Here is a 15094-nt window from a genome sequence, read left to right as displayed (position 1 = left end):
TCGACGCTACCGCGCCGGGACGGTCAGCGCCGGATACCAGACATCAGTGAGGACGCGGACGGCAAGTTCGGCTGAACCGTCGATGGTGCCGAATGTGACCCAGCGGGTGAAGAAGCGCTCCAGTTGGGTCGCGAGGAGTTCCACCCGCAGGCGGGCTTCTTCGCGACGGTCGTCGGGCCACCGTGACAAGTATTGGGTCATCGAGTCTGGGAGGGTGGCGATGCCTTCGCGGGCGATTGACCGGAATTCCGGCTCCAAGGTGGTGGCTTCGTCCCACGCTTGAAAAAGTTCGCTGTATTCGCTGAACCAGTCGAGGGAGCGCATTATCCAAGCGGAGAACTCATCGCGCGAACCGGTCGCGAGAACCTGGTCGAGGTCTTGGTAGATGGTGACGGCGCTGGGGCCCACCTGCGAGTTGGCTTGGGCGAGCAGCGCATCGATCTTTGCCGGAAAGTGCAGGTAGAAGGTTGCCCGACTGCACCCGACGTCGCTGACGATGTCGTCAATCGTGACGGCCGCATAGCCGCGGTTCGCGAACTGTGTGCGGGCCGCTTCGAGGAGTTTTGCGCGCGTCGTCCGCTTTTGTTCTTCGCGCAGCGAGACGCGGGTAGACGACTTGGTTTGGCTCGGCGTGCTCACCTGTTCACTGTGGCGCACAGACTCTCACCTGACAAGCCCCAATGGCAGTGAGTGAATTGCATGCCGGTCACTTGACAGACTGTCAGCGAAGTTCAATTATGACTTCAGTCACAGAATGTGTGCGGCGGCGGGTGTCGTCGCACCAAAGTTATGGAGTTGATGGGCGATGACCTACGACGCGATCGTGAAGAACGGCCAATGGTTCGACGGCACCGGCGGGCCGTCGCTGGTGCGCAACCTGGGAATCCGTGATGGCCGGATTGCTGACGTCAGCACCAAAGACCTCGATGAGACCGGCTGCGACACCGTGATCGACGCCGAAGGCAAATGGGTCGTCCCCGGCTTCGTCGATATCCATACCCACTACGACGTCGAAGTCCTGCTGCGGCCGGGGCTGGAGGAGTCTGTTCGCCACGGTGTCACCTCGATCATCGTCGGCTCGTGCTCTCTATCGACCGTGCACGTGAACTCCTCGGACGCTGGCGATCTCTTTGGCCGCGTGGAGGCCATTCCGCGCAAGCATGTGGTCGCGGCTTTGGATGAGAAGAAGACGTGGTCGTCGGCCGAGGGTTATGTGCAGGCGCTTGAGGAGCTGCCGCTGGGCCCGAACGTCGCCGCTTTCATCGGCCATTCGGATATTCGCGCCGCCGAAATGGGCTTGGAGCGTGCTACCCGCAAGGATGTCCGACCGACCCCTGCCGAGTTGAGCGCGATCGAGAAGCACCTCGAGGACGCCCTCGATGCTGGCTTCGTTGGCATGTCGAGCCAACAGTTGCTGTTCGACAAACTCGACGGCGAAGTCTGCCGCTCGCGGACCCTGCCGTCGACGTACGCCAAGCCGAAGGAGCGCAGCCGTCTCAACACGATCCTGCGCAAGCGCGGTCGTGCCCTGCAGGGTGGACCCGATGTGGGGCGCCCGCAGAGCATGGTGGCGATGACCCTGTCCACCATCGGGTTGTTCCGCCCCAACCTGAAGGTCAGTTTGCTTTCGGCGGCCGACGTCAAAGCAATTCCCGGCATTGCCAAGCTTTTCCCACTGATGGCGCGCACCGTCAACGCGATGGGCGGTGACTTCCGCTGGCAGCACCTGCCGGTCCCGTTCGAGGTGTATTCGGACGGCATCGACCTCCCGGTCTTTGAAGAGTTCGGCTCCGGTGCCGCAGCCCTGGACCTCGCCAACCGTCTCGACGAACAGCACGCGCTGCTGACCGACGAGAACTACCGCCGCGCCTTCCGCAAGGATTACGACAAGAAGTATGGGCCGCGCGTGTGGCACCGCGACTTTTTCGACGCGGAGATCGTCGACTGCCCTGATGCGACCGTGGTTGGCAAAACCTTCGGTCAGGTCGGTGTTGATCGCGGCGGCGTCCACCCGGTCGATGCTTTCCTCGACCTGCTGGTGGAGCACGGTAAGAAGCTTCGGTGGCGGACGACGATCTCGAACCACCGCCCCGAGGTGCTGAACAAGTTTGCCTCCGACCCGGGGATTCAGCTCGGCTTTTCCGATGCCGGTGCCCACCTGCGGAACATGTCGTTCTACAACTTCGGTCTGCGCCTGCTGCGTCGCGTGAACGATGCGCAGAAGGCGGGCACGCCATTCATGACCGTCGAGCAGGCTGTCCATCGCCTCAGCGGTGAACTCGCCGACTGGTACGGCATCAACGCCGGCCATCTGCGCGTTGGTGATCGCGCCGACATTGTCGTTATTGATCCGGCCCACCTGGACGACAGCCTTGACGGTTACGCGGAGGCCCCGGTTCCCGAGTACGACGGGCTATCGCGCATGGTGAACCGCAACGACGCGACGGTGAACGCCGTCTTCGTCGGTGGCCGCCAAGTAGTTGATGCCGGTGAGCCGCTGCCGGTGCTCGGTACCGAACGCACCGGCGAGTTCCTCCGCGCTGGCGCATAACTCAAGAAGAAGCGTCCCGTCCGTACTTTGGGCCCAGTATTTGGGCCCAAAGTACGGACGAAACGTTTTTGAGTGGCCGACGAGGTGAGAGCGGGGTGCGATGTGCGCGGATCTGACGAGTCAGGCACCCTAGAGCGGTGACCGAATCGTCTGGGGAACTCTCCGCGAAGGAGATCCGTAAGCGTCAACGGCGGATGCCGCCGCCAGATCCCGAACCACTTCCGGGTCTGGTTGATGCGCATACCCACCTCGCTGCGTGCGGTGGTCGCACGGAGGAAGACGTCCGCGCGATTCTCGATCACGCGGAAGCCGTCGGTGTGCAGCAGGTTGTGACCGTCGCGGACGACATGGTCGATGCGCGCTGGGCGGTGGCCGCCGCACACTGGGACGAGCGGGCGTTCGCGGCCATCGGACTGCACCCCACGCACGCCGGTGACCTCACCGAGGACGCCCGCGCGGAACTCGAAGAAATGGCGGCGGACCCACGGGTTGTCGCCATCGGCGAGACCGGCCTCGACTTCTACTGGACGACGCGGTCGGAAGATTGCGCCGACCCAGCCGTGCAGCGGGACGCGTTTGCCTGGCATATCGATCTCGCCAAGCGGTCGGGCAAAGCCCTGATGATTCACAATCGGGACGCCGATCGCGATCTGCTGGATGTGCTCGCCGCCGAAGGCGCACCCGAGACGGTCGTGATGCACTGCTTCTCCGGCGACCGCGAGATTGCCCGGGAATGCATCAATCTCGGGTACGTGTTGAGCTTTGCCGGAACTGTGACATTTAACAACTCGGCTGAACTGCGTGAGGCAGCGCTCATCGTCCCCGACGGGCAGATTTTGGTGGAGACGGATGCGCCCTTCCTGACCCCGCATCCCTACCGTGGCCAGCCAAATCAGTCGTACTGCGTGCCTTATACGGCACGTGCGTTGGCGACGCTGCGCGGCGTGTCGGATGAACAGATGGCCCTCATCCTGGGGGCAAACGCGCGCCGCGTCTACTCGCTGCCGTTGCGGTAACAGCTACCAAACCGTTACCGTACCGTGATCCGTGCTGCCGTCGCGGATAGCTTTCTCTCAACCCGGCAGGAAAAAGAATTGTCTGTATTTACTCGCATTAACACGTCCACGTCCATGCGCGCCCGCACCGCTCTCGGTGCCGTCCTTGTCACCGTCGCGGCCGGTGCCGCCACCGGTGCCGCCATGCACAAAGAAGTGACTCTCGCGGTCGACGGACAAATCACCACCGTCAGCACCATGGCTTTCTCGGTGGACGGTGTGCTTCGCGATAACGGCATCACTCCTTCCCCCGGCGACAAAGTGAACGTTGCGCTCGATAGCACCCCGCAGGCCAACCAGACCATTGCGATCGACCGTCTGAAGAAGATTCAGCTCGTCGTCGACGGCAAGCCCGTCCACATCACCACCAACGCGTCGACCGTCGAGCAAGTGCTCGCCGAACGCGGTATGACGCAAAGCGCCGTCACACTGCCGCTCAACGACGTCCTCCCGGTCGCAGGCGCCGACCTTGACGTGACCCTGCCCAAGCCCGTCAAGCTCGATGACGGCGGCAAGCGGACCACTCCGACCGTCGCCGCGAAGACCGTCGGTGAACTCGTTGCGAAGGCTGGCGAACCGCTGTCGAAGACCGACGAGGTGTACCCGGCCGCCAACACTCCGGTCAGCAAAGACATGGCGATCCGCGTTGTGCGAATCAAGACCGAAGACAAGACCGTCACCGAGGCGGTGAAACCGCCGGAGAAGAAGACCGACGACCCGACTCTCATCAAGGGCCGCAAGGTTGTCGACAAGCCGGGCACACCCGGTAAGGCCGATGTGACTTACACGGTGAAGACCATCAACGGCAAGGTCGTCAAGAAGACCAAGGTCGGCGAAAAGATTCTCGTTGAGCCGCAGCCGGCCACCGTCCGCGTGGGCACCAAGCCGGGCGCGCCCTTCGTGCCTTACGGCGTTTGGGATCGTCTCGCCCAGTGTGAGTCGACCGGTAACTGGGCCATCAACTCCGGGAACGGCTACTACGGCGGCATCCAGTTCGACCAGAACACCTGGGACCGCTGGGGCGGCCAGGAATACGCACCGCGCGCCGACCTCGCCACCCGCGAAGAGCAGATTGCGATTGCCTCCAAGACTCAGGCCGCTCAAGGTTGGGGCGCATGGCCCTCGTGCACCTCGCAGCTCGGCATTCGCTGACCCGACGTGATTACCCATTCCCAGCGCTTCGGCGCTGGGAATCGGTGTCTGCCGCACCTATCAGTCACAATAGCTAGGTGAATACCGTCCCTGACTCGCCGCAGTCGCCCCGATTGCTCGGCCCGGTGGAGATTCGTGCGCTCGCCGCCGAACTCGACGTGCGTCCCACCAAGACGCTGGGACAAAACTTTGTGCACGACGCAAACACGGTCCGTCGCATCGTCACGGCCTCCGGCATCGGCGCCGACGACGTGGTGCTGGAAGTGGGTCCCGGGCTGGGTTCGCTGACGCTGGCGTTGCTCGCCGAGGCCGGCCGGGTGGTTGCCGTCGAAATTGATCCAAAGCTCGCCGCGCGCCTTCCCCAGACCATCGCCGAGTTCGCGCCCGCGCAGGCCGCCAACTTCGACATCGTCACCGCCGACGCCCTTACCGTGCGACCCGACGACCTTCCGCAGACGCCGACCGCACTGGTCGCGAACCTTCCGTACAACGTCGCGGTCCCGGTGCTGCTGCACTTGATGGCGCAGTTCCCGACCATCCGCGTGGCTTTGGTGATGGTGCAGGCGGAAGTCGCAGATCGCTTGGCCGCGACCCCCGGCGGTCGTATCTATGGTGTTCCCAGCGTTAAGGCACGCTTCTACGGCGACGTCGCCCGCGCAGGCTCCATCGGCAAGCATGTTTTCTGGCCCGAACCCAAGATCGAGTCCGGGCTGGTCCGCATCGACCGGCGCGACCGCTTCGGCACCGACAACGACCTCCGGGTGCGCACCTTCACCGCGATCGATGCCGCATTTGCGCAGCGCCGCAAGACGCTGCGTTCGGCGTTGTCGTCGTGGGCGGGCAGTGCTCCCCGGGCCGAGGAACTCCTGCGCGCCGCCGATATCGATCCGGGCCTGCGCGGCGAACGCTGCAACATCGACGATTTTGTGCGCCTCGCCGAGGCCGGTCGCGCCGCCGGTTTGGCCGCCGGAGCCGCCCGATGATGGGTGGCGCGACGGCTCGGGTGCCGGCAAAGATCAATCTCCACCTCGGGGTGGGACCACTCCGCGCCGACGGCTTCCACGAACTGTCGACGCTGTACTGCGCGCTCTCGCTCTACGACGACGTCAATGTTCGCTACGCCGACGAATTGTCGGTCACGGTGCGTGGTGAGGGACGCAAGCAGGTTCCCGCCGATGCCACGAATCTGGCGGCGCGCGCAGTCGTTGCGCTCGCCGAGCGCGCGGGTACCGATCCGCGGGTGGCGATCACCATAGACAAAGCCATCCCCGTTGCCGGTGGCATGGCCGGTGGATCGGCCGACGCCGCCGGGGCACTGATCGCTGCCGCACGACTGTGGCGTCGCGATATCTCCCGCAATGATCTCCTTGAGGTCGCCGCGGAACTCGGCTCCGATGTCCCGTTTTCGGTTGTCGGCGGGGTTGCGCTCGGTACCGGTCGCGGCGAGAAGCTACTGCCGGTGCTGCAGCGCGGCGAACTCCACTGGGTGCTTGCCGTGTCGGGGGTAGGCCTGTCGACACCGGCCGTGTACCGCGAAATCGATCGCCTCCGGGATCGGGCCCAAAATGATCCGAGCGCCGTCGATCAACTCGTCACGGCCGGGACGGCGAGCCCCGATGCCCTGATGCAGGCACTCACCTCGGGGGACGTCCACGCGGTCGCCGGACTCCTGCACAACGACCTACAGCCGGCGGCACTGTCGTTGCAGCCGATGCTGCGTCGCACCCTGCGCGCTGGAAAGGAGGCCGGTGCGCTGGCCGGGATCGTCTCCGGTTCGGGTCCCACCTGTGCTTTCCTGTGCGCCGATGCGGATGCCGCTGTTCGGGTCGCCGCTGAACTGTCCGGTTCCGGTGTCGCGAAGGCCGTCCGCACGGCGGTCGGACCGGTGCCCGGAGCACGGTTGATCCAACAGTCCTAGACTCAGCACCAGTACCAACCCGGCGGGGATGTACGTCCCGCTCGATCTCACTGAAATGGAAAATTCCTTGGCACCCCGCACTAACACCTCGCTGATTAACGCCGAACGCATCAGCAAGAGCTTCGGCATCAAGCCGCTGCTGGATGAGGTCAGCGTCGGTGTGCACGAGGGCGAGCGGATCGGGGTGGTCGGCCTCAACGGTGGCGGCAAGACGACTCTCCTGGAGATTCTGGCCGGGATCACCGAACCTGATTCAGGCCGCCTTTCCCAGGCCGGCGGCATTCACGTTGCGACCGTTACGCAGCGCGGCGATCTCGATCCAGAGATGACGGTTGCGGACGCGGTGATCGGTGTCGGTGTTCCCGAACACGAGTGGGCGCGCGATGCACGGATCCGGGGCATCCTCGGCGGAATCGGCGTCGACGGGTTCCTGGACCGCAAGGTCGGCGAACTGTCGGGCGGGCAGCGGCGTCGCACCGCGCTGGCTGCTGCGCTGGTGACCGATTCGGATCTGCTGATTCTCGACGAGCCCACAAACCACCTCGACATTGAAGGCGTCTACTGGTTGGCCGAGCATCTGGTGAATCGTCGTAGCGCCCTGATTGTGGTGACGCACGACCGCTGGTTCCTCGACACCGTCGCCACCCGCACGTGGGAGGTTCATTCGGGTCGCGTCGACGAGTACGAGGGTGGCTACAACGACTGGGTGTTTGCCCGGGCCGAGCGCGACCGTCAGGCCGATGCGGCCGAGGAACGTCGCCGCAATCTGGCGCGCAAGGAATTGGCGTGGCTGCGTCGCGGAGCACCAGCGCGGACGTCGAAGCCGAAGTATCGCATCGAGTCGGCCGAAAAGCTGATCGCCAACGTTCCGCCACCGCGGGACAAGGTTGAACTGTCGAGCTTCGCCAAGCGACGGCTCGGCAGGGTCGTCATCGAACTCGAAAATGCTCATCTGCAGACACCGACCTCGGACGGTAGCGAGGGCCGTGTTCTGCTGAAAGACACCACCTGGCGGCTGGCACCGGGCGAACGCGTTGGCCTGGTTGGCGTGAACGGGTCCGGTAAGACGACGCTGCTGCGCGCGCTTGCCGGGGAAGTGTCGGTGGCACCCGGCAAGCGGATCGAAGGTAAGACCGTGTCGATCGGTTGGTTGCGGCAGGAACTCGACGACCTCGATCCGACGATGCGCCTGCTCGACGCCGTCGAAGAAGTTGCCGGCACAGTGATGCTCGGCGACAAGGAAATCTCGGCAAGCCAGTTAGCCGAGCGACTCGGCTTCTCGCCTGCACGGCAGCGGACCCCGATTTCGGATCTGTCGGGTGGCGAGCGCCGTCGTCTGCAGTTCACGCGCGTCCTGATGGCGGAACCAAATGTGCTGCTCCTCGATGAGCCGACCAACGACCTCGACATTGACACCCTGCAGCAGGTGGAAGATCTCCTCGACTCGTGGGCGGGCACGCTGGTGGTGATCAGCCACGACCGCTACTTGATCGAGCGAGTCTGCGACAGCACGTGGGCGCTGTTCGGCGACGGCAAGTTGACGAACCTTCCGCGCGGCATTGACCAGTACCTGGAACGCCGCGCGGTGGACGAGGCAGCGCCGTCCGTGCCCCGGAAGTCGGCTAACTCCGCTCCGGCGGCACCGGCATCGTCGGGCTTGTCCGCGGCTGAACACCAGGCCGCACGTAAGGCTTTGAGCCGCGCCGAACGGCAGATCGCCAAACTCGATGAGCAGGAACGAAAGCTCCACGCCGACATGATCGACGCGGCTGTCGACCCCGACCGTCTCGCGAAGCTTGATGCGAAACTCCGCGACGTGGTGGCGGCGAAAGAGGCGGCGGAGACCGAATGGATGGAAGCCGCCGAGGTGCTTGACTCGTAGCGAGCAGCAATCGCTAGAGCGCGGCTAAGTGGCGCGGCGGCAATGCGATAGCGTGGGCCGCATGTCTTACATCCGCACCGAGATTCACAGTGGCGACGGGCGCGACGGCGTCGGGGAGATCATTCTCGATCGGCCCCGGGCGTTGAATGCTCTCGATCAAACGATGATCGACGACATGCACGCCATTTTGGAGCAGTGGGGCGACGACGACACCATTGAGACGGTGCTCGTCACCTCGGCGAGCGATCGGGCGTTCTGCGCGGGCGGCGACATCCGCGCTATCCGCGAACACGTGCTGGCTGGCGAAACTGCTGAGGTGACAAAGTATTTCAGTTCCGAATACCGACTCAATCAGCTGATTGCCGAGTACCCGAAGGCGTACATTTCGCTGATCGACGGTCCCGCCATGGGTGGCGGGTTGGGGATCAGTGTTCACGGTGAGGTGCGGATCGTCACCGAGAAGGCGACGATCGCGATGCCCGAGACGGCAATCGGGTTCATCCCAGATGTGGGGTCCACCTACTTTTTGCCGCGACTGCCGCAGGGAGTCGGCATGTGGCTCGGGCTGACAGGCTCGCGGATCGGTGGGATAGACGCGGTGGCGATCGGATTAGCGACGCACTTTGTGCCATCTGCCGAACTCGGCACCGTTGCGGACGGGATCCGCAAGGGTGCGCCGCTGAGGGAAGTGCTGGCCGACCACCGCGACCCGGTGTCGACGGATATGGAACTGAAGAAGATCGCCCAGTACTTCGACGACGACAATGCTGTCGCGATCGTCGGCGGACTGCGTGGCGCAGTGGGGGATGAGTGGGCCGCGCAGATGCTGGAGCAGTTGGCCTCGGCGTCGCCGACCAGTTTGGCTGTGACGGCGAATCTGATCGGCGAGGGTGCGGTGTCGTCGCTGGCCGAGTGCTTGGATCGTGAACTTGGTGCAGCAGAACGCATTACGGCTCACCACGACTTCGCTGAGGGCGTCCGAGCCGTGCTGGTCGACAAGGACCGCAATCCGTCGTTCTCGCCCGCCACCGTCGACGAAGTCGACCTCCAGGTCGCCGCAAGAATCGCTGGCCTGCGGTAGGTCCCGACCGGCGATCGCGGCTACTTCTTGATCAGAAAGGTGCCGCTCAATTTCGCGGCCGGTGGCGGTGGGCCAGCAGGCGGATCGTCGTAGGAGACATCGTCGCTGGGGTCTAGCGGGTTGGCTGTCTGGGCCAACGCATTCGGGCAATCGAACCGTCCGGCGGCGACGGCCGCATTGGCCGCCGTCACCGTCAAGGTGCACACATTGGACGTGAAGTAGGTACCGTCCAACGACACTCCGACCGTCGAAGTGATCGGTGAACCCGGCACGCGTGCTGAGGCACCGGGTGGCCACGGAAGCACACCGCCCGCGAGATCGACCGCAAGGAACTCCAGTAGTGCGCCCTCGCCGCGGTTACCGGTAAAGGTGAACAGCATGGCGTCGCCCGGGACATTGGGATTGGTGCTACCGGACTTGCTGAACTGAACGCACTGGGCCTTGCCGCCAACCGGCGCGATCGACACATTCATGGTGCCGCGGCCGTAGCGGAGGCCGTAGCCGCTGCGAGCGACCCGGCCAGCGTGTGCCGGCGCGATGCAGTCGGTGTCGGGCAGCTTCTTCGTCACCGTATTGACGCGCGGGGCGTTGGGCCGCGACCGGTCGTTCGACCCCTGGTCGGTCCCACAGGCCACCACACCGCTCGCGAGAACCGCGGCGGTCGCAGCAGGCACAACGATACGACCGAGTCGAATCATCGGAAGGCGGTTCATTAGTCGGCGGCAGCGACCAACGGTTCGAGGAACAGCTTGGGGTGTTCCTTCTCGATGTACTGCAGGCGCCACTTGTCGGAGAACAAGGCCAAAATGGCGCCGTCGCTGCGGGTAAAGACCTCGACGCCACGCTGCCGGTTCAACTCCGGGGCGCTGGCCTCATCGGTCCGACGGGCGATCGAATAGCCGAGCGGTTCGATGATGGTGTCGACATTAAATTCGGCCTTCATCCGGGCCGTCACGACCTCGAACTGCATGGGCCCGACGGCGGCCAGGACGGGCGTCGCTTCACCGCGGGCATCATTCCGCAAAACCTGGACCACGCCTTCGGCGTCCATCTGGTCGACAGCCTTGCGGAACTGCTTGTACTTGTCGGCGGTCGTGACGCGAAGCGTCGAGAAGAACTCCGGCGCAAACGACGGGATCGGCGGGTACTGCACCTTCGGGTCAGTGAAGAGCGTGTCCCCGGGGGCGAGGGCCATCGCGTTCACCAGGCCGACGACGTCGCCGGGGAATGCCAGGTCGACGGTCGAGCGATCGCGACCGAATACTGCCTGCGCATACTTGGTCGCAAACGGCTTGCCCGTCTGAGCGTGCGTGACGACCATGCCGCGCTCGAATTCGCCGGACACGATGCGCATATAAGCCAACCGGTCGCGGTGGCTGGAGTCCATGCCCGCCTGCACTTTGAAGACCACGGCGCTGAAGGGATCGGTGACCGTGCGTTCGGTGCCGTCGATCGAGTCACGTCCGCGCGGCGGCGGCGCAAACTCGACGAGCGCATCGAGGAGTTGGCGGACCCCGAAATTCAACATCGCGGAGGTGAAGATCATTGGCGAGGTCTGACCGGCCAGGAACATTTCCTGGTCGTGATCCTGGCCGAGAGCGCTGAGGAGTTCGCTCTCCTCGCTGGCCGCCATCCACACATCGCCTTCGCGGTCGAGTGCCTGCTCGGCAGTCATCAGGATTTCCGGGGCGATCTTGGCACCACCGGCGGTGCGTTCGAAGTGGATGTAGTCGCCCGTTCGACGGTCCAGGAGACCGCGGTAGTCACCGGCGATACCGACCGGTACATACAGCGGCGTCGGGATCAGGCCGATCCGCTCACTGATCTCGTCGATCAGTTCCAGCGGGGTTTGGCCGGGACGGTCCCACTTATTGACCACGGTGATGACCGGGATGCCGCGGTGGCGACAGACCTGGAACAGCTTCAACGTTTGCGGCTCTAAGCCCTTGGCGGCGTCGATCAGCATGACAGCTGCGTCAACGGCGGTCAGCACCCGATAGGTGTCCTCGGAGAAGTCCGAGTGCCCGGGGGTGTCGACGAGGTTGATGACATTGGGAATGTCCGAATCCGACGACTGCGGTTGGTAACTGAATTGCAGGGCGGTGGAACTGACCGAAATGCCACGCGCCTTTTCCATTTCCATCCAGTCGGACACCGTGGCACGACGGCTGCCTTTGCCGTGGACGGCACCGGCCTCGCTGATCATGTGCGCATGCAACGCCAGGGCCTCGGTCATCGTCGACTTACCGGCATCTGGATGAGAGATGATGGCAAATGTCCGACGGCGCTTCACTTCTCGGGCAATGGCCTCAGAACTCATGCGTCAACGCTAACTGTCTGCCGACGTCAGGCGCAAAAAGGGGGCCTATTCGAACGGGATTGGCGGCATGGTGACGACCTGCGCGGCGTAGCTCAGACCGGCACCGTAGCCGAGGAGCAGTGCCGTGTCGCCGGGTTTGGCGGCGCCGGTCGAAAGCAGATCCTCCATGGCGAGGGGGATCGACGCCGCCGAGGTGTTGCCGGTCTTCTCGATGTCGTTGGCAATCACCGTCGACTCGCCGAATTTGAGGCTGCGCGCAAGCAACTCATTGATGCGTGAGTTGGCCTGGTGCGGCACAAAGACGTCGATGCCGCTGGCGTCGACCTTTGCGATGTCGAGTGCACGCTGGGCGGCCTTGCCCATTTCGAAGGCTGCCCACCGGAACACCGCGGTGCCCTCTAGGCGCAGGTAGGGACGGTTCTCAATCTCGCCGCTATCCATGTAGGTGATCCAGTCGATGTCCTGGCGAATGGCGTTGTACTGGGTGCCGTCGCTGCCCCACACAACCGGCCCCAGACCCTGCTGCTCAGTCTTGCCAACGACGACAGCACCGGCACCGTCGCCGAAGATGAAGGCATTGGAGCGGTCTTGCATGTCGAGGGTCACCGACAGTTGCTCGGAACCGATCACGAGGACGTTGTTGGCGCTACCGCCGCGCACCATGTCGCCCGCCAAGCCCAAGGCGTAGCCGAAGCCTGCACAACCGACGGTGACGTCGAACGCGGGGACACCGTTGGCACCGAGTTCGGTGGCGATCTTGACCGCGCCAGCGGGGGTCAACAGCAAGTGGGTATTGGTGGCGAGGATAACGGCGTCGATGTCGGAACCGGAGAGCAGTGCGTTCGCGATCGCCTTGCGGCCCGCGTTGATGCCCATTTCGACGACCGTCTCGTCGCGGCGAGCGAAACGCCGACTCTTGATGCCGGTGCGGGTGTAAATCCACTCGTCGGATGAGTCAATGACCTTGCAGATCTCTTCGTTGGTGACGATCCGCTCGGGGCGATGCGCGCCGATGCCGAGCATCCCGATGGATGGGGTACCGACAGCAATAGGTAGTTCAGTCATCTCAGTCTCTCCAATGCTCGACGTATGACACAGCACACGCGTTCTATTCGACAGTCTCATGCAACTTCGGTTACTGGAAAGTAATCACGGTCGTTGTCGGAAAGATTCTTGTGCGCGGATGGTGGGGCGGGCCGCTATCGGTATGTCTGTGCAGACGCTCTGCCCGTTACGACTCACCGTGATCTGCACAATCTTGCCGTTCGGAACTCCCTCCGCAGCGGAAAAGCTGTTGACAGTCGTCGCGGCGGGTCACACGATGAGACGACAAAAATTTCATCAACAACCGCGAAGGGGCTTGCGGATGATTCATGCACGAGGGCTCGTGCAGACGTTCACGGCGGGCAAAGGCAAAAAGCAACGCGAAGTTCGGGCAGTCGACGGCGTCGACCTCGATATTGCTGAGGGAGAGGTAGTCGGCTTTCTTGGGCCAAACGGGGCAGGCAAGACCACTACGCTCCGCATGTTGACCACGCTCCTCAAGCCCACTGCAGGGACCGCAACCGTCAATGGCTTCGACGTCGTCAGCCAGTCGGTGCAGGTGCGGCGCAGCATTGGGTACGTATCGCAGACCGGTTCCACGTTTTCCCAAGCGTTGGCTGGCGACGAAGTTTCCGACCACGGCCAGCTTTACGGGATGACACGTCGGGAAGCGACCCGTCGCGGTCAAGAACTGTTTGAACAGCTTCAGCTGGACGGCCTGTGGGACCGGATGCCGAAGAATATGTCGGGTGGCCAGCGTCGCCGTCTCGACATTGCGATGGGCCTGATCCACGATCCGACCCTGGTATTCCTTGACGAGCCGACAACCGGGTTAGACCCGCAAGCGCGCGCCAACTTGTGGGAGCACATTGCCAAACTCCGGAGCGAGCGAGGGGCCACGGTCTTTCTGACGACGCACTACCTGGATGAGGCCGATGCGCTGTCGGATCGGATTCTCATCATCGACAACGGCACCATCGTCGCAGCCGATACGCCAGAGAATCTTAAGTCGCAGGTCTCTGGCGATCTCGTGCACTTGGAGTTTGGTTCCGCAGACCCTGCTGCACGGGCGGCCGAGAGTTTGCGGGCTGTCGGCGCCACCGAGATTGAGCTGCAGGGATTTGGTGTGCACGCCCGACTGCGTGGTTCGGGAAAGCTCGTCCCCGGTCTGCTTCGAAACCTGGAATCGACGGGCGACACCCTCGAATCGATCGAGATTATTCGGCCCACCCTCGACGACGTGTTCCTCACCATGACCGGACGCAGCCTGCGCGATGCGCAAACTGATTCCAGCGACGCTAACGAAGGGGACGGTTCCGATGCGGTTTCTGCGTGATTCGTTGATTGTTTTTCGACGACAGCTCCGGATGAATTTGCGAAACCCGGCATGGGTGCTGATCGGCATCATGCAGCCGGTGCTGTACCTGGTGCTGTTTGGCCCGCTATTGAAGCCGCTGGTGTCGCAGTTCCCCGACGCAGGCAACAACGCGTACACCTTCTTGGTTCCCGGTCTGCTGGTGCAGTTGGGGATGTTTGGGGCAATGTTCGCTGGCTTTGGGCTGATCGGGGAGTGGCGCGAAGGCGTCATCGAAGCCGAACGCGTGACCCCCGCCAGCCGGACGTCGTTGCTTGTTGGCCGCTTGCTGCGCGACCTGCTGCAGTTGCTGGTGCAGGCGTTGATCCTGGTTGGCCTGGGCTACGCGATGGGGATGCGCGCGCAGGTGATTGGCGTGGTGGTCGGCATTGCGATCACATTGCTGGTCGGTGGCGCCTGTGCGGCAGCGTCGAATGCCTTGGCGCTCACGACCAAGAGCGAAGACGTGATGGCGCCGGTGCTGAATATGCTCCTGATGCCAATCCTGCTGCTGTCGGGCATCTTGCTGCCGATGACCCTTGGCCCAGCATGGTTGACCCGGATCTCGGACTTCATGCCGTTTCGCTGGATCGTCGACGCGGTCCGTGGCTCATTTCTCGGCGAGGTCGCTTCCAGCACCGTGTTCTGGGGGCTGCTGACCGCGATCGTTCTCAGCGCTCTCGGAACCTGGTGGGGAACTAGCGTCTTCCGCAAGGAAAACGCCTAGCGTGCCGTAG

At 63.6% G+C, this 15094-nt stretch carries 13 protein-coding genes; 9 read left to right on the top strand and 4 right to left on the bottom strand.

Going from position 1 to position 15094, the window contains the following annotated elements; translation table 11 throughout:
* Window positions 1–6 precede the first annotated feature (6 nt).
* On the bottom strand, window positions 7–639 hold the full coding sequence (locus AC1L34_RS10080; RefSeq protein WP_480034734.1) for a TetR/AcrR family transcriptional regulator: 633 nt from the start codon (window positions 637–639) through the stop codon (window positions 7–9).
* A gap of 166 nt (window positions 640–805) precedes the next feature.
* Between AC1L34_RS10080 and AC1L34_RS10075 the strand changes: the two genes are divergently transcribed.
* The 7 genes from AC1L34_RS10075 to AC1L34_RS10045 all read left to right on the top strand — a co-directional run bounded on the left by AC1L34_RS10075 (window position 806) and on the right by AC1L34_RS10045 (window position 9639).
* On the top strand, window positions 806–2551 hold the full coding sequence (locus tag AC1L34_RS10075; protein WP_424293841.1) for an N-acyl-D-amino-acid deacylase family protein: 1746 nt from the start codon (window positions 806–808) through the stop codon (window positions 2549–2551).
* Window positions 2552–2745: 194 nt separating this feature from the next.
* On the top strand, window positions 2746–3567 hold the full coding sequence (locus AC1L34_RS10070) for a TatD family hydrolase (protein ID WP_424293976.1): 822 nt from the start codon (window positions 2746–2748) through the stop codon (window positions 3565–3567).
* Window positions 3568–3645: 78 nt separating this feature from the next.
* Window positions 3646–4758 (top strand): transglycosylase family protein, encoded by a 1113-nt coding sequence (locus AC1L34_RS10065; protein ID WP_424293975.1) that lies wholly within the window; start codon window positions 3646–3648, stop codon window positions 4756–4758.
* A gap of 77 nt (window positions 4759–4835) precedes the next feature.
* A complete protein-coding gene (gene rsmA, locus AC1L34_RS10060; protein WP_424295315.1) occupies window positions 4836–5741 on the top strand; it encodes a 16S rRNA (adenine(1518)-N(6)/adenine(1519)-N(6))-dimethyltransferase RsmA in 906 nt (301 codons plus the stop codon).
* Window positions 5741–6676, top strand: coding sequence for a 4-(cytidine 5'-diphospho)-2-C-methyl-D-erythritol kinase (locus AC1L34_RS10055; protein ID WP_424323231.1), 936 nt, complete (start codon window positions 5741–5743; stop codon window positions 6674–6676). Before rsmA ends, AC1L34_RS10055 begins: the two co-directional genes overlap by 1 nt.
* A 67-nt stretch (window positions 6677–6743) precedes the next feature.
* The gene (locus AC1L34_RS10050) at window positions 6744–8558 is read left to right on the top strand and encodes an ABC-F family ATP-binding cassette domain-containing protein (RefSeq protein ID WP_424324385.1); all 1815 of its coding nucleotides are present in this window, start codon (window positions 6744–6746) and stop codon (window positions 8556–8558) included.
* 61 nt (window positions 8559–8619) lie between these two features.
* A complete protein-coding gene (locus AC1L34_RS10045; protein WP_424323232.1) occupies window positions 8620–9639 on the top strand; it encodes an enoyl-CoA hydratase/isomerase family protein in 1020 nt (339 codons plus the stop codon).
* A 20-nt stretch (window positions 9640–9659) separates the two neighbouring features.
* On the opposite strand, the gene AC1L34_RS10040 is transcribed toward AC1L34_RS10045, so the two are convergent.
* Genes AC1L34_RS10040 through AC1L34_RS10030 form a run of 3 tightly spaced genes read right to left on the bottom strand, consistent with a single transcriptional unit; the run spans window position 9660 to window position 13024 of the window.
* Window positions 9660–10352, bottom strand: coding sequence for a hypothetical protein (locus AC1L34_RS10040; RefSeq protein ID WP_424323233.1), 693 nt, complete (start codon window positions 10350–10352; stop codon window positions 9660–9662).
* On the bottom strand, window positions 10352–11959 hold the full coding sequence (locus tag AC1L34_RS10035) for a peptide chain release factor 3 (RefSeq protein ID WP_424323234.1): 1608 nt from the start codon (window positions 11957–11959) through the stop codon (window positions 10352–10354). The genes AC1L34_RS10040 and AC1L34_RS10035 overlap by 1 nt, the downstream gene beginning before the upstream one ends.
* 45 nt (window positions 11960–12004) lie before the next feature.
* On the bottom strand, window positions 12005–13024 hold the full coding sequence (locus tag AC1L34_RS10030) for a beta-ketoacyl-ACP synthase III (protein ID WP_480034733.1): 1020 nt from the start codon (window positions 13022–13024) through the stop codon (window positions 12005–12007).
* A 301-nt stretch (window positions 13025–13325) separates the two neighbouring features.
* Between AC1L34_RS10030 and AC1L34_RS10025 the strand changes: the two genes are divergently transcribed.
* Window positions 13326–14339, top strand: coding sequence for an ATP-binding cassette domain-containing protein (locus tag AC1L34_RS10025; RefSeq protein WP_424323235.1), 1014 nt, complete (start codon window positions 13326–13328; stop codon window positions 14337–14339).
* On the top strand, window positions 14323–15084 hold the full coding sequence (locus AC1L34_RS10020; protein ID WP_424295324.1) for an ABC transporter permease: 762 nt from the start codon (window positions 14323–14325) through the stop codon (window positions 15082–15084). Before AC1L34_RS10025 ends, AC1L34_RS10020 begins: the two co-directional genes overlap by 17 nt.
* Window positions 15085–15094: the final 10 nt, after the last annotated feature.

It is taken from the genome of Gordonia sp. 34D, from assembly GCF_056682775.1.
This window is presented reverse-complemented; position numbering and strand designations above follow the sequence as displayed.